The organism is Alcaligenes aquatilis, assembly GCF_003076515.1.
GTDB classification, from domain to species: domain Bacteria; phylum Pseudomonadota; class Gammaproteobacteria; order Burkholderiales; family Burkholderiaceae_B; genus Alcaligenes; species Alcaligenes aquatilis.
The window spans coordinates 1,196,993-1,215,487 of sequence record NZ_CP022390.1; the positions used below are offsets into that span (position 1 = coordinate 1,196,993).

Consider the following 18,495-nt stretch of genomic DNA (forward strand, 5'->3'; position numbering starts at 1 on the left):
TATGTGTTTTCATAATACGAAATATCACTAAAAAAAATAGCCCTACATTACAATCCAGCCATACTTCTTTTCTTGCTGTTATGGCTACTCATCCCAAAAAGTCTCTGATCCCTTCAACCTTTTATGATCAGGCTAAGCAGAATCGGCGTGGATTCTATTGGCTGACACCGGTTGTCGTGCTGTTTCTCTACCTCTGTGTCATGGGGGTATTCCTGTGGCTGCAGCGTTTGCAAAACGATAGCGTCATGTTTGTGACCATCGATCAGGAAACGCGCCAGCAACGCCTGATGATGGTAATTCTGGCCCTGTCTCTGGTGATTGTGGTCAGCTTGCTGGCCCTGTGGCGCTATACCCGCTTTCGCACCCACGCCGAAGCCGCCCAGACTGCCGAGACCGGTTTCCGACGCGCCATGGAGAACTCCATGTCCACGGGGATGCGCGTGTTTGACATGCAAGGCCGCATTGCCTATGTGAACCCGGCTTTTTGCCGAATGATTGGCTGGAACGAAGCCGATCTGGTGGGTCGTACCGCCCCCTTCCCTTACTGGTTACCCGGCCGCCATCAACAGCATCAGGAAACCCTGGATCTTTTGCTGTCGGGCCGAACACCCAGCAGCGGTCTGGAAGTGGAGGCTCAGCGCCGTGATGGTTCGCGCTTTACGGCCCGTATGTATGTTTCGCCCTTGCGTGCTCCCAATGGAGAACAGATTGGCTGGATGACCTCCATGACAGACATCACCGAGCCCAAGCGCATTCGCGAGGCCCTGACTGCGGCGCACGAGCGCTTCATGACGGTGCTGGAAGGTCTGGATGATGCCATCTCCGTGGTGGCCGATACCTCCGACGGTCTGGAGCTGCTGTTTGCCAACCGCACCTACCGTCGCTTCTTCGGCGCCCAATCCAATGGTCACGCTGAATTGCTGGGTGGCCGCCTGGGCCGCTTCACCGATGAAACCGTTGAGATTTACTCCGAATCGGCGGCCCGCTGGTTTGAAGTTCATCACCGCATGCTGGCCTGGACCGATGGCCGCCGGGTACGCCTGCAAGTGGCGCGTGACATTACTGATCGCCGCAAGCACGAAGAAGCCTCACGCATTCAGCAGGAAAAAGTTCAGTTGACCAGCCGCCTGACCACGATGGGCGAGATGGCCTCCTCGCTGGCACACGAACTGAACCAGCCACTGACCGCCATCAATAACTACAGCATGGGCGCTGTCGCCATGTTGAAATCTGGCCGCTACCAGCCTGAAACCCTGCTGGCTGCACTAGAGAAGGCTGCCCAGCAAGCCGAACGTGCGGGCAAGATCATCAGCCGCATTCGTGAATTCGTGAAGCGCAGTGAGCCACGCCGCGTCCGCGTCAAGGTCATGCGTATTGTAGAAAATGCCGTCGGCTTTGCCGAAATCGACGCCCGCAAGCGCCAGATCGAGATTGAACTGAGCATTCCGGACCCCGTCCCTGACGTCATTGCCGACCCCATTCTCATAGAACAGGTATTATTGAATCTGCTCAAAAATGGGATCGAAGCCATGGAGCACAGTGAACATCATGTGCTTCAATTGGTGATTACCCAACAGGAATCGCTTTTGGAGATGGCCGTCATCGATCGCGGTCATGGCTTGAAAGACCCCGAGCGCCTCTTTGAACCGTTTTACAGCACCAAGTCCGAAGGCCTTGGGATGGGCCTGAACATCTGTCGCACAATTATTGAATCGCATCACGGCCGCCTATGGGCAGTCGGCAATCCAGAGGGTGGAACGATTTTCCGTTTCAGTCTACCTTGTGCGGCACCTGATGTAGTGGACACCCTTGATAACAAACTGGAGATACCCGAATGACCAGCCCGCAAATGCCATGCACCATTTACGTAGTCGATGACGACGAAGCCGTACGGGACTCCTTGCGCTGGCTCTTGGAAGCCAATGGCTACCGGGTCCGCTGCTTTGCATCGGGCGAAGAGTTTCTGGGCGCCTACGATCCTACCCAGGTCGCCGTCCTGATTGTGGACGTGCGCATGCCCGGCATGAGCGGCCTGGAGCTTCAGGAAGCCCTGATCACTCGTAAATCGAATATCCCGATTGTGTTCATTACCGGCCACGGTGACGTGCCCATGGCCGTGAGCACCATGAAGAAAGGCGCGATCGACTTTCTGGAAAAACCCTTTAATGAAGCCGATCTGCGCACGATTGTCAGCCGCATGATCGAGCAAGCTACCGCACGTGCCTCGCAAGCGCAGGCACAGAAAAGTCAACAAGAAGTCCTGGGCCGCCTGACAGCGCGCGAGCAGCAAGTGTTGGAACGCATTGTTGCTGGCCGCCTGAACAAGCAGATTGCCGGGGACTTGAATATCAGTATTAAAACTGTCGAAGCGCATCGCGCCAATATCATGGAAAAACTGGAAGTCACTACGGTTGCCGACCTCATGAAAATCGCCCTCACCAAGTCCGAGGATGCGTAAATGAGTGCTCGCATTATTGATGGAAAAAAGCTGTCCACCGCTATCAAGGCGGACGTTGCAGAACGCGTTGCCAAACTGAAGCAAACCCACGGCATTCAAGCTGGTTTGACCGTGGTACTGGTCGGAGAAGATCCGGCCTCCCAAGTCTATGTACGCAACAAGGGTCTGGCATGTGAAGCCGCCGGCCTGAAATCCGACATCATCCGCCTGCCGGCCAACACCACCGAAGCCGAGCTGCTGGCCCTGATCACTCGTTTGAATCAGGACAGCTCGGTACACGGCATTCTGGTTCAACTGCCCCTGCCCGCCCATCTGGACGAGCACAAAGTCATTGAAACCATTGCGCCCCACAAGGACGTGGATGGTTTTCACGTCAGCAATGCCGGCATGCTCATGACGGGCAAACCCCTGTTTGCCCCCTGCACGCCCTACGGCGTCATGAAGATGCTGGAGTCCGAAAACGTGGCGCTGCGTGGAGCAGAGGCCGTCGTCGTGGGCGCCAGCAATATTGTGGGCAAACCCATGGCCATGCTCTTGCTGGCTGCGGGCGCGACCGTCACCCTCTGTAATTCCAAAACGCGTGACCTGGCCGCCCAGACCCGCCGTGCCGATGTGCTGGTTGCCGCCGTAGGCCGCCCCGGCATCATTACTGGCGATATGGTCAAGCCCGGTGCGGTGGTGATCGACGTCGGTATCAATCGTGGCGCCGATGGCAAACTGTGTGGTGACGTGGATTTTGCCAGCGCCAGCGAAGTGGCCTCAGCCATTACGCCCGTACCCGGTGGCGTGGGTCCCATGACCATTGCCATGCTGCTGGTCAATACCTTGGAAGCGGCCGAACGCTCGGCCAACATCAGTCTTTAAATTAATCAACGGTTTATGACGACAAATCCCTTACTGGTTCCTATCGACAGTCTTATTGACTATCCCGCCATCCAGCCCGAGCACATCGAGCAGGCGGTGGACCAACTGCTGGCCTTGGCCCGCCAAGCCATAGACACAGTCTCCAACGACGATAGTGAACCCAGTTGGGACAATATCGTCGAGCCCATCACCGACGCCACCGAAACCTTGTATCGCGCCTGGTCGGTGGCCGGTCACCTGAACTCGGTCATCAATACGCCCGAGCTGCGTGCGGTGTACAACCAGTGCCTGCCACGCATGAGCGAGTTCTCGACCTGGGTAGGCTTGAACCGTCCTTTGTTCCTGCGTTACCAGGCTCTGGCTGACAGCCCGGCCTTTGCCGCCCTGACGCCCCAGCGCCAACGTATCATTACCCTGGCCTTGCGCGATTTCCGCCTGAGCGGTGTGCAACTGGAAGGTCAGGCACGTGAAGACTACGCCCGCATTTCCGAAGAGCTGGCGCAAACCTCGCAACAGTTCTCCGAGCATGTACTGGATGCCATTGATCAGTGGTATTACCTGGTCACTGACCAGGCCGAGCTGGACGGCATCCCGGACGACGTGCTGGCCGCTGCCCAACGCGCTGCGCAAGAAAACGATCAGCAAGGCTGGCGTCTGACGCTGAAAATGCCTTGCTACCTGCCTGTCATGCAATACGCTCGCAACCAGACCTTGCGTGAGCTGATGTACCGGGCCTACACCACCATTGCCTCCGAACAAGGCGATGCCCAATTTGATAACTCCCAGGCCATTGAAACGCTGTTGGACCTGCGTGCCCAGGAAGCCAGCCTGCTGGGTTTTGCCAGCTACGCCCATATGCGTCTGGAAACCCGCATGGCTGACACCCCAGAACAGGTGATGAGCTTCTTGCGTGATCTGGCCGCCAAAGCCCGTCCCTACGCCCGCCAGGATCTGGACGAGCTGCAAGCCTTCGCCCAACAAGAACTGGGCCTGGAAACCCTGCAAGCCTGGGATGTACCGTTCAGTGCCGAGCGCCTGCGCGAACAGCGCTACGCCTATTCGGAAGACGAGGTCAAACAGTACTTCACGGAACCTGCCGTTCTGAGTGGCCTGTTCAAAGTCATCCAGCGTTTATTTGACGTAACCTTGCGTGCCGCCGACGTCCCCGCCTGGCACCCTGCCGTACGTCCTTTTGAAGTGATTGCCTCCGATGGCAAGGTCCTGGGTTATCTGTACATGGACCTGCACGCCCGTCAAGGCAAACAAGGCGGCGCCTGGGTCGATAGCGAACGCAGCCGTCGCCGTCTAGGTGAAACGCTGTGTCTGCCGATCGCCTACCTGGTGTGCAACTTTGCCGAACCTCAGCCTGGCCGCCCTGCGCTACTTACGCATGATGATGTGATCACCCTGTTCCACGAATCCGGCCACGCCCTACACACGCTGCTCTCGCGGGTAGACGATCCGGCTGCCTCGGCCTTCTCCGCCGTGGAATGGGACGCCATCGAGCTGCCCTCGCAGTTCATGGAAAACTTCTGCTGGGAATGGCCCGTCGTGCAGATGCTGACTGCCCACGTGGAAACCGGCGAGCACCTGCCCCGTGCGCTCTACAACAAGCTGAACCTGGCCCGCAACTTCCAGAGCGGCATGCAAATGGTGCGTCAGCTGGAGTTCTCCCTGTTCGACATGCTGATCCACTCGCGTGACAGCGGCCTGAGCATTGATGCCGTCATGGAAATTCTGGATCAGGTTCGCCAGGAAGTCGCCGTGCTGTTCCCGCCTGAGTGGCACCGTTTCCCGCATCAGTTCTCGCACTTGTTTGCGGGTGGCTATGGCGCAGGTTACTACAGCTACAAATGGGCCGAAGTCCTGTCCGCCGACGCCTACTCGGCCTTTGAGGAAAAAGCCTATACCCACTCGGATGGAGCACGTGATACCCTCGACAGCAATACGGGCCATCGCTTCTGGCGCGAGATTCTGTCCGTAGGGGGCGAACGCCCCGCTGCCGACTCCTTCCGTGCTTTCCGTGGCCGCGACCCTTCGATTACCGCCCTGCTCCGTCACAGCGGGCTCACTCCAGAGCCAGCCTAAACCCAGAGGACGTCCATGACACCCAGCCCAGTAAGGCCCATTCTTGTCTTGTTTAAACAGTTTGGCCTGACACTGGCGCTGGGCCTGTTCCTGCTAGGCAGCGCTGCCGCTGCCAATCTGCATCCCGTACGCGGCTTCCTGCCCGATCTGCGCTTTTCCCTGCAAGCCGCTGGTTCCAAAACACTCACCCAGGATGACTTCAAAGATAAAGTCGTCATGATGTTTTTTGGCTATGCCAGTTGCCCGGATATCTGCCCCACCACCTTGGCCCAGCTTGGGCTGGTCATGGAAGAACTGGGTAACGATGCCGAACAGGTACGCATCATCTTTGTCAGTGTGGATCCCCACCGCGATACGCCCGACTCCCTGGCCCGTTATATAGCCGCCTTTGACGGCAAGCACACGACAGGGCTGACAGGCTCTGAAAAGCAGATTGCCGATCTGGCCCGTCGTTACCGGGTCGCATTCCAGATTGAAAAACCCGATCCCAACGCGCCCGAGAACTACGAAGTCTCGCACAGCCGTGGTGTGTATATTTTCGATCAGCAAGGCAGGGCGCGGTATCTGGCACCCGACACCGAATCGGTGCAGGTTCTGGCGGACGGGGTACGCAGTCTGCTGAACTAAGCAGGCTTGGCCCTGAATCAAACCGCACATCAGACTGGCCAGCAGCAGCAACAACAACAACAACAACAACAACAACAACAACAACAACAACAACAACAACAACAACAGGCAAAGCATCAGGGGCGGGGGTTCCCGTGCCTGGTTAGACACAGGAAAACCCGCCCCCTTTGTCATCAGCCTCCCTGTCGTGTGCTCTGACGTTCTGCCACCAGATCCTGCACCATGGACCTGGGCACTTCCGCGTAGCGTTTGAACTCCATGCTGTACGTTGCACGGCCCTGGGACATGGAACGCAGCGTGGTGGCATAACCAAACATCTCGGACAAAGGCACTTCCGCCTTGATCAGCTTGCCCGCCCCCACCATGTCATCCATACCCTGAACCATGCCCCGACGGCTGGACAAATCACCCATCACATTGCCGGCATAGTCTTCAGGCGTTTCCACTTCCACCGCCATCATAGGCTCCAGGATCACGGGTGAAGCCTGTTTGGCCGCTTCCTTAAAACCGAAGATCGCCGCCATCTTGAAGGCTTGCTCGGACGAGTCCACGTCGTGATAGGAACCGAAGGTCAAGGTGACTTTCACATCCACCACGGGATAGCCCGCCAGCACACCACTGTTCAGGGCCTCCAGCACACCTTTTTCCACTGCCGGAATGTACTCACGCGGAACCACCCCGCCCTTGATGGCATCGACGAACTCAAAGCCCTTGCCCGCCTCTTGCGGCTCCAGGGTGAAGACCACATGGCCGTACTGTCCTTTACCGCCGGACTGACGCACAAACTTGCCTTCGACATCACGCACGGTCTTGCTGATGGTTTCGCGGTAGGCCACTTGCGGTTTGCCCACATTCGCTTCCACACCGAACTCGCGCTTCATGCGATCCACAATAATCTCCAGATGCAGCTCGCCCATACCGCCAATAATCGTCTGGCCCGATTCCTCGTCCGTGCTGACACGGAAGGACGGATCTTCAGAAGCCAGACGCGAGAGCGCAATCCCCATCTTTTCCTGATCGGACTTGGTCTTGGGCTCCACGGCCTGACGAATCACCGGCTCGGGAAACTCCATGCGCTCCAGCGTGATGATGGCCAAAGGATCACACAAGGTTTCCCCTGTGCTGACCTCTTTCAGGCCAACACAGGCGGCAATATCACCCGCATGCAGTTCATCGATCTCATGTCTGTCATTGGCATGCATCTGCACAATCCGGCCAATACGCTCTTTCTTGCCACGGCCCGGAATATAGACGCTATCCCCCTTGGCCAGCACACCGGAATACACTCGCACAAAGGTTAGCTGGCCGACATACGGGTCCGTCATCAGCTTGAATGCCAATGCTGAGAACTTCTCATTGTCGTCAGATTGGCGAGTGACGATTTCACCGGCCTCGTCCAAACCCTGCACAGCGGGCACATCCACAGGGGAAGGCAGCAGCTCCACCACCGCATCCAGCATGCGTTGTACCCCCTTGTTCTTGAAGGCCGAACCACACAGCATGGGCTGAATCTCTCCGGCAATGGTGCGCAAGCGCAGGCCCAACGTAATCTGGGCCACGCTTAAGTCACCCGTTTCCAGGTACTGATTCATCAGCTCTTCATTGGCCTCTGCCGCCGCTTCCAGCATGCGCTCGCGCCACTGTTTGGCCGGGGCCTGCAGATCATCAGGGATGTCCTCAAAACTGAATTTCATGCCCTGAGAGGCCTCGTCCCACACAATCGCTTTCATCAAGCGCAAGTCGATCACGCCTTTGAAGCCATCTTCAGCCCCCATAGGGATCACCACAGGCACAGGATTGGCCTTGAGTCGATCCACCATCATCTGACGTACGCGAAAGAAATCCGCCCCCACACGGTCCATCTTGTTGACGAAAGCCAGGCGCGGAACCTTGTACTTGTTGGCCTGACGCCAAACCGTTTCAGATTGCGGCTGTACCCCGCCGACAGCGTCATACACCATGACCGCGCCGTCCAGCACGCGCATGGAACGTTCCACCTCGATGGTGAAATCCACGTGGCCGGGGGTGTCGATGATATTGATACGGTGCTCGGGCAGCGAGCCATCCATGCCTTGCCAAAAGCAGGTCGTGGCCGCCGAGGTAATGGTGATGCCACGCTCCTGCTCCTGACTCATCCAGTCCATGGTGGCCGCCCCGTCATGCACTTCCCCCAGCTTGTGACTGACGCCGGTGTAGAAAAGAATGCGCTCGGTTGTCGTGGTCTTGCCGGCATCAATATGTGCCGATATACCGATGTTCCGATAGCGAGTAATGGGGGTATGGCGGGCCATGATAATTCCCTTGAAGTCCTTATACCTTGCGCAACAAGGCAGTTGGGCTCCTGTTTATTTCAGTGGTTGATAATCATCTAATAGTACGCCTACAATCGTACTATTAACAAGGAATTTTCTGTGCACCACTTATCTCAAGAACACTCAAAGTCATCCCACTGGATTGCCACCTGGACCGCCAGCACCCAACCGCTCTGGGGCGAAGAACTACCTTTCCCAAACAATATGGCAGCGCTAAGCGGCCAACAAACGGTGGCCTTGAGGTTGCGCGTCAGCTTGGGTGGGAAGCGTTTAAGACTGCTTTTTTCCAACGAATACGGCACACAGCCACTGATTCTGGGCCCGGTCAGTGTGGCACTTGGCTCGAACACACAGAAGCACCAGACACTACTGTTTTCCGCTCAACCACAGGCCGTTATTGCTGCGGGTAAAACGTTGCTCAGTGATCCGCTCGAGCTGGATATCCCCGATTTGGCCAGCCTATTTGTACGCTTCTATCTGCCCCAGCGTTGTCCCGTGTCCAGCTTTCATTGGGATACGAGGCGTACTGTCACCCTCCTGCCCGGCAACCAGACCTTGGTCGAGCACGTTGATTCTTGCACAGGCACCGAGATCACCGCCCTGCCTGTACTCGGCGCCGCCTGGGTCGAAACCAGCACAAACCGCAGCGTGGTGGCCGTCATTGGGGACTCTTTGGTTGATGGCAATGGCGTATCCATCGATAGTGATCAACGCTGGACAGATCATCTGGCAAAACACTTGGTGCCGCATGGCGTCGCAGTCGTCAATGCAGGGCAATCTGGCTCCCGGCTGCGACAAAATGGCATAGGCATAAGCGCCAAGATCCGTTTTGAACGTGATGTCTTAAACGTCCCTGGCATCCGACTGGGCATCCTCCAGGTCGGCCTAAACGATCTGGGTTGGCCGGGCACGCCGCTGGAACCGGACACAGCCCCCCCTAGCGCAGCAGTTCTGATTACGGCCTATCAAGACCTGATTGCTCAAGCCCATGCCAAGCACATCCCACTAGTAGGACTGACCTTAACGCCCTTCAAGGGAGCCTTTGGCGGCTCACCCTTCGATGCCTTCTTCACCCCAGAGAAAGAAGCCATCCGACAAGCGCTGAATACCTGGATGCGTAGCAGCCAGGAATTTGATGCCCTTATCGATCTGGACACGTTGCTACGCGATCCGCAAGACCCGCAACGCCTGCGAGCGGCTCTGGATGTGGGCGATCACCTGCATCCTCATAATCATGGCAATCAATTAATTGCCGAATCCATCTCCATAAAAACGCTGCTTTCGCTACTGCAGCGTTCAGAAATCACAGCATAAGCAGTAGCAAGGGCGACTAATAGGCAGGAGACGGTACGTGGACACAGGTACAATCACTGCGACGAATCAAGACAGGACTTTACATGCTTCCCAATCATCCCGAGCGCGCACAGATTCGCTTGGAAAATGTGCTCACGGCCCTGGGCAATCCTTTGCGCCTGGCCGTTGTACGCGCCTTGGCCTCGGAAGGCGAACGCGCGTGTGGCTCGCTGCTGCAAGGCCAAACCAAATCCACCATGACCCATCACTGGCGTGTATTGCGCGATAGCGGCGTGATCTGGCAACGACCCTCTGGACGGGAAAACCTGCTGTCTCTACGTAAGGACGATCTGGAGGCACGCTTTCCCGGCCTGCTGCATTCCTTGCTAGGCGCACTGGAACATGACCCGGTAACCGAGGCGACCACCGCGCAACATCTGCAAAACGCCGCTAAATAATAAAAATGCCCTGAAAATCAAACTGCCCGCCCAAGGTCGGATCAGCATCCAAGCTTTGGCGGGCAGTTCAAATACAGGATCAAGATTCCCGGGGCAAAAACCCGAGAACGAAATCAACCCCGTTCAGACTGGTTTATTTGCCTCGCAAGGCAGATTGGGCCTGACGCAAGGCCGTACGCAGACCCTCTTCCAATACAGGATGATAGAACGGCATCGCCAGCATCTGATCCAGTGTCAGCCCCATCTGCAAGGACCAGGCCAGCAAATGAGCGATATGTTCGGCTTGAGGCCCGACCATCTCGGCCCCAAGGAACTTGCCCTCCTTGTCCGCATACACATGCAGCAAGCCACGGTTGACCAACATCACGCGGGCACGGCCCTGATTGCCAAAATTCACACTACCCGTCACTGCACCTTCTGGCAGCGACTTAAAGGGTGTGCCAACCACGGCCACCTGCGGATCACTGAACACCACCGCCATGCGGGCACGACGCGCCATAGGCTCGTCCTGGCCATTGCTGGCGGCCTGCAAGGCGGCCAGACGACCATCATCTGCCGCCTCGTGCAAGATAGGTGCGCGCTGGTTCACATCGCCCGCCAGATAGATAGAGGTGCCTTTCAATTGCAAGCTGTCCAGGTCAAAGACCACCCGCCCTTTGCTATCCCATTCCGCAGGCGTATTTTCCAGCCCCAGATTATCCAACTGAGGTTTGCGGCCTGCCGCCCCCAGTACATAGTCGTAGTCCTCGACCAACTCCTTGCCATTCACCTGCAAGCGCACGCGCGCCTTGCCATTGACGACTTCACTACCCAATACAGCTACGTCGGCACGAATGTTCAGTTCCTGACTGAAGATTGCCCTTCCCGCTTCACGCACTTCGGGATCGGAAAGCCCGGCCAGACTCTGGCTACGGTTGATGATGGACACCTTCACGCCCAAGCGCGCCAGCGCCTGGCCTAGCTCCAGACCAATGACACCGGTGCCCACGACCAGCACACTTTCCGGTAGATCCGTCCAGTCGAAAACCTCTTCGTTACTGATTAACAAAACCCCCAGCGGCTCCAGCTCCTTGGGGCGCACCGGCGTGGAGCCCGTAGCGATAATCACGTGTCCTGCAGTGATACGGGTATGGTCGTCCACTTCCAGCACATGCTCGGACACAAAGCGGGCATGGCCACGCACTTTGTCCTGGGAATCAAAACCTTCCACATCGTCCACCACAAACTGCACAAAGCGATCCCGTTCGCGGCGCACGCGGTCCATAACCTCTTTGCCTTCAATGCGGATATTGCCATCCACGTGAACACCAAAGGGAGCGGTATGGCGGGCATGATGGGCGGCATCGGCCGCTGCAATCAGCAGCTTGGATGGCATGCAGCCAACGCGTGCGCACATGGTGCCATAAGGGCCTGATTCGATCATCAACGTTCGTTTGCCGGCTCGTTTGGCCGTACGATACGCTGTCATACCTGCTGTCCCTGCTCCAATGACGGCAACATCACACTGAATTTCTTTCATCACCACTCCTTGAGTCCATACTCAGGCAATCAGGGGCCTGATGACCTACCTGACGGCCCACTCTACAATGTGCAGAATTGACTCTTTCAATCATAACGCAGTCCCCTTGCACTGCCCCAAGGAAAGCCCATGCTGATTAGTGAAGCAGCCCGCGTAACCGGCCTGACACCCAAGATGATTCGGCACTATGAAGATCTGGGACTCTTGCATAGTGACCGTGCCCCCAATGGCTACCGCGTCTACCAGGATCAAGACCTGGATACCTTGCACTTTATTGTTCGTGCCAAGGATTTGGGCTTCAATCTGGCGGACATTCAGCAGTTGACCAGCCTGTGGCGCGACCAGCAACGTCCCAGCAGCGAGGTCAAGCAACTGGCCCAGGCACATATCAAGGATCTGGAAAGCCGCGCGGCTCTGCTGCTGGACATGGCGGCCAAACTGAGTGTGCTGGCTGAGCAATGCCAGGGCGACCACCAGCCAGATTGCCCGATTTTGGATGGCTTGGAGGGGGCATGCTGTCATACAGACACTTTGGCCAATGTAGATTCACATGAGCCCGCTCGCCGTAACGCCAATAGGGGCAAGTTTTAAGCCACCCCAACGCCTTGAGCGATTTAGGCACAACAAATGACGATACGGGTGAAACACAGAACCTAGAGGTCGCTCTCTTAACGACCCATCACGATCACATCAGCCGTGCCTGACAGTAGGATGAACACCAAAAAGGCCTGAGTTCACCATCGAACTCAGGCCTTATTATCAAGATCACGAGCTTGACTCGCGCAAGCTAGCACTCAAACTTAGGCGGGCTGCCACTCAGTCAGGAACTGTTGAGGTTCAGGGCGCTGCGCAGGGCCTAGTTTATGAATCGGTGTACCTACAGACACAAAGCCCAGGAACTGGTAATCCAGGGAATCAAAGCCCAAGGCTTCAGGGACCTCTTCACCGTAAGTGCCCAGACCAGTACTCCAGAAAGCACCAAAACCCAATTGATGCGCAGCATGCAGCATATTACTGACAGCCGCACCGGTAGCCAATACACGTTCCAGTTCAGGGATTTTTTCTTCACCGTGATCAATGTGGCTGGCCACGGCGATCAGCATAGGCACCTTGGCCAGCCAAGCGCGCACGCTGGCGGCTTTCTGTTCGGTCAAGGGATTACCGGCGCGTTCGTTGGCGGCAATAGCCAGCTCACCCAAAGCCTGCACGTTTTCACCGCGAATCAGGCAAAAGCGCCATGGCTGCAAACGGCCATGGTCAGGAGCGACCATGGCAGCGCGCAAAATCAGGTCCAGCTCTTGCTCGTTCGGGCCGGGGCCTTGCACCAGCTTGATGGAGCGACGGGACAATAAAGAATCAATAGTACTCATAGTGCTTCCAGAATCAGTTAAGCGTGCCCTGCCCTGATGGCAGGGCTCAGTCAGGCTTGAGCAGGGGCGAGCGCTTGCACCAGCAGGGCCTTCATATCACGCACGGCTTTTTCCCAGCCGTCAAAGACAGCCTGGGCAACAATGGCATGACCAATATTGAGCTCCGTCAGTCCGGGCAAGGCGGCAATCGCTTGTACATTACCGTAATGCAGACCGTGACCCGCGTTCACACGCAGACCTTGGGACACACCTTGAGCAATACCGGCACGGATACGTTCCAGTTCGCTGGCTGCCTGTTCGGGTGTTTGAGCATCTGCATAAGCGCCAGTGTGCAGTTCAATCACGGTAGCGCCGACATCACTGGCAGCGCGAATTTGCGCCGGGTCGGCATCAATGAACAGCGAAACACGAATACCGGCAGCTTGCAATTGCTGTACCGCGGCCCTGACCTGGTCCAGATGACCGACCACATCCAAACCACCTTCGGTTGTCAGTTCGGCACGGTGTTCGGGAACCAGGCAGACATCGTCCGGTTTGATACGGCAAGCAATGTCCAGCATTTCGGTGGTGATGGCGCATTCCAGATTCATCCGGGTACGCAGTACGGGGCGCAGCGCCTCGACATCGGCATCCTGAATATGACGCCGGTCTTCACGTAGATGTAAGGTGATCAGGTCCGCTCCGGCTTCCTCTGCTCGCAAAGCGGCCTGAATTGGATCAGGGTATGTGGTCAGACGCTGCTGGCGCAGCGTCGCCACATGATCGATATTGACGCCCAGTTCTAACATTCCCCAAGGACCTCCGTAGTTTCAGGGATGAATGACTAGACGTATTATCGCCTGTTTATTCCGGTGCTGTCCCAGCGGCCTGAGTCTTTGTTTCAGGCTGGATGGTTTCGGCTGTCCAGCCGCCCCCCAAGGCCTTGTACAACTCGACCCGGTTCATCAAGGATGCCAAGCCAGTTTGGATATAAGCCTGACGCGTACCGTACAGGCTGACTTCCGCCGTTTGTACCTGCAGGAAGCTGTCTATACCCACTTCGTAACGCAGCTTGGCCAAACGCAAGCTTTCGCTGGCCGCCTGATCGACCTCTTGCAAGGCATCGATCTGCTGACCATAAGTGGCTTCGCCCGCCAGAGCATCAGCCACTTCACGGAAAGCTACCTGAATGGTTTTTTCGTACTGGCTGATCGCAATATCACGACGAGCCTCGGCCAAATCCAGATTGGCCCAAGTGCTGCCCGACAACAGCGGCATGGTGACTTGCGGCTGGAACTGCCAGTAACGGTTACCCGAGCTGAACAAGCCACCCAGCTCGGGACTCATGAAGCCCAACAGGCCGGTCAAGCTCAGACGCGGGAAAAAAGCAGCGCGTGCCGCACCGATGCTGTAGTTGGAACCACGTAAAACGTGCTCGGCGGCCAGAATGTCGGGACGACGCTCCAGCAATTCTGCGGACAGGCCCACCGGCAAGCTAGGCATCAGCTGCGCACGGGTAAACGGCAAGCCAGCAGGCAGATCCTGGGGAATTTCACGTCCTAACAAGACCTGCAAGGCATTGAGCGCCCGCTGGCGATCACGTTCAACAGCCTGCATATCAGAACGCACGGTGTTGTATTGCACCTTGGCCTGATTCAGGTCCAGCGCAGACACGGTACCGGCATCATAAGAGGATTGCACCAGGCGCAATGTCTCTTGACGGCTACGCAGGGTGTTGCTCATCAGAGCATGCAATTCTTCTGCTGCACGTACCTTAAAGTAGGCTTCAGCAGTGCCCGCCACCAAAGCAATATGGGCGGTGCGCTGAGCCTGCTCGGTGGCAAAGTACTGTTCACGAGCAGCACGGGCCAAATCACGCACCCGGCCAAAGAAGTCCAGCTCGAAAGCAGTAATACCGACGCCGGCCTGATACGTACGAGACACGGGCGCCGAGCTTGGGCCAGCAGGACGCAACTCAGCCGGTGTATGAGTGGCCTGCTGGGCCGCCTGTACACCAATGCTGGGCAACTGATCACTGCGTGCCACACCATACTGCGCACGAGCTTCCTCAATACGCTGGGTGGCAATACGCAAGTCACGGTTGTTTTCCAGGGCCTGTTCGATCAGGGCATGCAGGCGCGCATCGGTAAAGAATTCGCGCCACCCCAGATCAGCGACCTGTGCCACATCCGCCTGGCCCTGCTGGGCCAGAGGAAATTGTGCAGGCACAGGGGAATCAGGACGCTCGTACTTCGGTGCCAAGGAGCAAGCCGACAAGGCAAACGCCACGGCCAGCACCAAGGGACTACGTAAAAACATACTAGACATCAGTGCTGTCCTCCTTGCGAACCGGCCGGTTGTGCAGCTTGCTTGGCCAGTTCTTCCTCGTGCAATTTGGCGGCTTCGCCAAACAAACGGGGTTTGGTTTTAAAGAGCTTGAGGATCACGACAAAGAAAGTCGGCACCATCAAGACCGCCAAAGGCGTAGCGGCCAACATACCGCCCAGCACGCCCAGACCCACGGCGTTCTGACTGGCCGCACCCGCACCGGTAGAGGTAGCCAGAGGCACCACACCCAGCACAAAGGCGAAGGAGGTCATCAAGATAGGACGGAAACGCAGACGGGCGGCTTCCAAAGTGGCATCGATCAAGGTGGCGCCACGGGCGTAAGCATCCTTGGCAAACTCCACAATCAGAATTGCGTTCTTGGCCGACAGACCGATCACCGTCACGATACCCACCTGGAAGTACACGTCATTAGGCATCCCCAGACCGGACACCAGCAAGACCGAACCGAGCATACCCAGTGGCACGGCCAGCATCACGGACAGCGGGATCGCCCAGCTTTCATACAAGGCAGCCAGCAGCATGAACACCACCAAAACAGCCAAGCCCATCAGGATACCCGACTGACCCGCCGCCTGACGCTCCTGGTAGGACAGGCCAGTCCAGTCCACACCAAAGCCGCTGGGCAATTGCTTCATCAGGTTTTCCATCTCGATCATGGCTTCACCCGAGGTGTAACCTGGAGCGGGACCGCCACTGATACGAACAGACTCGTAGCTGTTGTAACGCACGATCTGTACCGGACCTTGTTCGGTCGTCTGGTTCACAAAGGCAGACAGCGGAACCATCTTGCCTTCCTTATTGCGAGCGTTCAGCTTGAGCACGTCCTCAATGGTCATGCGGTACGGCGCATCAGCTTGCACCCAGACACTTTGCACACGGCCCTGGTTGGTAAATTTACCCACGAAGGACGAACCCAAAGCGCCACTGATCAAGGCAGACGCTTCGCTAAAGTTCACTCCCAAGGCAGCAGCCTTGTCACGGTCAATTTCCAGACGAATCTGCTTGCCAGGCCCCAAGCCTGTGATACGCACGCTCTGTGGATCAAACACAGGGCTTTGCTTGGCCAGACCCAACAACTGATCGGCCGCAGCCATCAAGGCATCGTGACCCATGCCACCACGGTCTTCCAGACGCATATCGATACCCGAGGAGTTACCCAGAGCAGAAATAGCGGGTGGCACAATCGCGATCACCATGGAGTCAGGCAAACCGAACAACAACTGCCCCATGGCTTTGCCGGAGATGGCTTGAGCCGAGTTTTCCTCGCCTTTACGTTCGTTGAAGTCCTTCAAGGGCACAAAGGCAATCGCCGAGTTCAAACCACTACCATTAAAGCTGAAACCTTGAACGGCGATGATGTTTTCAACCTGAGGCTGCTCTTTGAAGTAATCCTCGACCTTGGTAATGGTTTCAATCGTACGGTTGGCAGTCGAACCGGCAGGCAGCTCGATATTGGCAATCACGTAACCCTGATCTTCCTCGGGCAAGAACGCGGTTGGCATGCGCATGTACAAAAAGCCCAGCACCAGCACCATGATCAGATAGATGAACATCATCCGACCGCCACGACGCAGGGTCTTGCCAATAAAGCTTTCGTAGCCGTTGGTGGTACGCGTAAAGACACGGTTGAACCAGCCAAAGAAGCCACGCTTGGTTTCGTGATGCCCCTTGGGGATCGGTTTCAACAAGGTCGCGCACAGAGCAGGCGTAAAGGTCAGTGCCAGAAAGCCCGAGAAGGCAATCGACACGGCCATGGCCACCGAGAACTGGCGGTAAATCACCCCCACCGAACCGGCCATGAATGCCAGCGGCAAGAACACGGCCGACAGCACCAGCGTAATACCCACAATCGCGCCACTAATTTGCGGCATGGCTTTCTTGGTGGCCTCTTTAGGCGAGAGCCCGTCTTCCACCATGATACGTTCGACGTTCTCCACCACCACGATCGCGTCGTCCACCAAAATACCAATGGCCAGCACCATCGCGAACATGGTCAGCACGTTCACGGACATGCCCAGCACCTGCATCACCGCGAAGGCCCCGAGAATCGCCACCGGCACCACCAGTGCAGGGATCAGGGTATAGCGCACGTTTTGCAGGAACACGTACATCACGATGAACACCAGCACCATGGCTTCCAGCAAGGTGTAAACCACCTGGGTGATGGATTTGTCCACGTAAGGTGAGGTGTCGTAAGGAATGTCGTAGCGAATGTTTTCCGGGAAGAACTCGGCCAACTTCTCCATTTCGACTTTAATCGCCGCCGCGGTATCCAGCGCGTTCGCTTCAGGCAATAAGGAGATTGCAAAGGCCGCTGTCGGCTTGCTGTTCAGACGGGCACCAAACTGGTAGTTGTCCGCCCCCACTTCCACTCGAGCCACGTCCTTGATACGCACGGTCGAACCATCGGCCTGCGAGCGCAGAATGATGTTTTCAAACTCTTCCACGGTTGCCAACTGACCGTTAACCGTAATCGGCGCAGCCACGCGTTGACTGTCCTGATTCGGTGGGCCACCCAGAATACCGGCAGACACCAGCATGTTTTGCTGACGAATGGCGTTGGTCACGTCTGCCGGGCTCATCTGGTAACCGACCAGCTTGGCAGGATCCAGCCACACACGCATGGCACGACCGGACGCAAACAACTGGAAGCGAGCCACACCAGGGACACGGGAAATCGTGTTCTTAATATTACGTTCGATGTAATCGGCCAGAGCCGTCTGGTCCAGGCTGCCATCCGTGGAGGACAAGGTCACCACTTGCAGAAAGCCTGTACTGGACTGCTCAACGTGCAGGCCCTGCTCCATCACCGCTGTCGGCAAGGACGCGGTAATGTTGCTGACCCGGTTCTGGACGTCCACCTGAGCCATGTCAGGATTGGTACCAGGACGGAACGTAGCGGTGATTTCGGTCGAACCATAGGAATCACTGACGGACTCGTAGTACAGCAGCCCCTTGGCACCGTTCAGTTGATCTTCGATCACACTGGCTACCGTGCTGGCAACGTCTTCCGCCGTTGCACCTGGGTAGGTCGCCCGGATGGTGACCGAAGGGGGTGCCACATCGGGATACTGCGCTACGGGCATATTGGGCAAAGCCAATAAGCCAAATAGCGTGATCGCCAAGGCAACGACCCATGCAAAAATGGGCCTTTCAATAAAAAACTGAGGCATGTCGC

General features: G+C 56.9%; 14 protein-coding genes. 8 read left to right on the forward strand and 6 right to left on the reverse strand.

The annotated features are described in order from the left end of the window. The first annotated feature begins 80 nt into the window (after nucleotides 1-80). Genes CA948_RS05560 through CA948_RS05580 form a run of 5 tightly spaced genes read left to right on the forward strand, consistent with a single transcriptional unit; the run spans nucleotide 81 to nucleotide 6,037 of the window. Complete coding sequence (locus CA948_RS05560; RefSeq protein ID WP_094196834.1) at nucleotides 81-1,838, forward strand: PAS domain-containing sensor histidine kinase; 1,758 nt, start codon at nucleotides 81-83, stop codon at nucleotides 1,836-1,838. Next, a complete protein-coding gene (locus CA948_RS05565; protein WP_094196835.1) occupies nucleotides 1,835-2,458 on the forward strand; it encodes a response regulator transcription factor in 624 nt (207 codons plus the stop codon). The genes CA948_RS05560 and CA948_RS05565 overlap by 4 nt, the downstream gene beginning before the upstream one ends. Beyond that, a complete protein-coding gene (gene folD, locus CA948_RS05570; RefSeq protein ID WP_108727539.1) occupies nucleotides 2,459-3,322 on the forward strand; it encodes a bifunctional methylenetetrahydrofolate dehydrogenase/methenyltetrahydrofolate cyclohydrolase FolD in 864 nt (287 codons plus the stop codon). It begins immediately after the preceding gene. A 15-nt stretch (nucleotides 3,323-3,337) separates the two neighbouring features. Further along, nucleotides 3,338-5,410, forward strand: coding sequence for a M3 family metallopeptidase (locus tag CA948_RS05575; protein WP_108727540.1), 2,073 nt, complete (start codon nucleotides 3,338-3,340; stop codon nucleotides 5,408-5,410). 15 nt (nucleotides 5,411-5,425) lie between these two features. Next, on the forward strand, nucleotides 5,426-6,037 hold the full coding sequence (locus tag CA948_RS05580; protein ID WP_094196838.1) for an SCO family protein: 612 nt from the start codon (nucleotides 5,426-5,428) through the stop codon (nucleotides 6,035-6,037). Nucleotides 6,038-6,210: 173 nt separating this feature from the next. On the opposite strand, the gene fusA is transcribed toward CA948_RS05580, so the two are convergent. Continuing rightward, nucleotides 6,211-8,328, reverse strand: a complete 2,118-nt coding sequence (fusA, locus tag CA948_RS05590; RefSeq protein WP_108727542.1) for an elongation factor G — start codon at nucleotides 8,326-8,328, stop codon at nucleotides 6,211-6,213. Between the two features lie 120 nt (nucleotides 8,329-8,448). Here fusA and CA948_RS05595 point away from each other — a divergent pair, with 120 nt between their 5' ends. Further along, the gene (locus CA948_RS05595) at nucleotides 8,449-9,663 is read left to right on the forward strand and encodes an SGNH/GDSL hydrolase family protein (RefSeq protein ID WP_094196840.1); all 1,215 of its coding nucleotides are present in this window, start codon (nucleotides 8,449-8,451) and stop codon (nucleotides 9,661-9,663) included. Nucleotides 9,664-9,746: 83 nt separating this feature from the next. Beyond that, nucleotides 9,747-10,100: an ArsR/SmtB family transcription factor gene (locus CA948_RS05600; protein ID WP_094196841.1), complete on the forward strand. Its 354-nt coding sequence runs from the start codon at nucleotides 9,747-9,749 to the stop codon at nucleotides 10,098-10,100. A 133-nt stretch (nucleotides 10,101-10,233) separates the two neighbouring features. On the opposite strand, the gene CA948_RS05605 is transcribed toward CA948_RS05600, so the two are convergent. Then, on the reverse strand, nucleotides 10,234-11,619 hold the full coding sequence (locus CA948_RS05605) for a dihydrolipoyl dehydrogenase (RefSeq protein WP_108727543.1): 1,386 nt from the start codon (nucleotides 11,617-11,619) through the stop codon (nucleotides 10,234-10,236). Between the two features lie 129 nt (nucleotides 11,620-11,748). On the opposite strand from CA948_RS05605, the gene CA948_RS05610 reads away from it, so the two are divergent. Next, nucleotides 11,749-12,210 (forward strand): MerR family transcriptional regulator, encoded by a 462-nt coding sequence (locus CA948_RS05610; RefSeq protein ID WP_238988656.1) that lies wholly within the window; start codon nucleotides 11,749-11,751, stop codon nucleotides 12,208-12,210. A gap of 209 nt (nucleotides 12,211-12,419) precedes the next feature. Here CA948_RS05610 and CA948_RS05615 read toward each other — a convergent pair whose 3' ends face one another. The 4 genes from CA948_RS05615 to CA948_RS05630 are packed head-to-tail and all read right to left on the reverse strand — an operon-like array spanning nucleotide 12,420 to nucleotide 18,490. Next, entirely contained in the window at nucleotides 12,420-12,989 is a 570-nt protein-coding gene (locus CA948_RS05615; protein ID WP_108727544.1) for a nitroreductase family protein, read from the reverse strand. 50 nt (nucleotides 12,990-13,039) lie between these two features. Continuing rightward, a complete protein-coding gene (pdxJ, locus tag CA948_RS05620; RefSeq protein ID WP_094196856.1) occupies nucleotides 13,040-13,777 on the reverse strand; it encodes a pyridoxine 5'-phosphate synthase in 738 nt (245 codons plus the stop codon). Between the two features lie 55 nt (nucleotides 13,778-13,832). Further along, a complete protein-coding gene (locus CA948_RS05625) occupies nucleotides 13,833-15,296 on the reverse strand; it encodes an efflux transporter outer membrane subunit (protein WP_108727545.1) in 1,464 nt (487 codons plus the stop codon). Next, nucleotides 15,296-18,490, reverse strand: coding sequence for an efflux RND transporter permease subunit (locus CA948_RS05630; RefSeq protein WP_108727546.1), 3,195 nt, complete (start codon nucleotides 18,488-18,490; stop codon nucleotides 15,296-15,298). The genes CA948_RS05625 and CA948_RS05630 overlap by 1 nt, the downstream gene beginning before the upstream one ends. Between the last annotated feature and the right edge of the window lie 5 nt (nucleotides 18,491-18,495).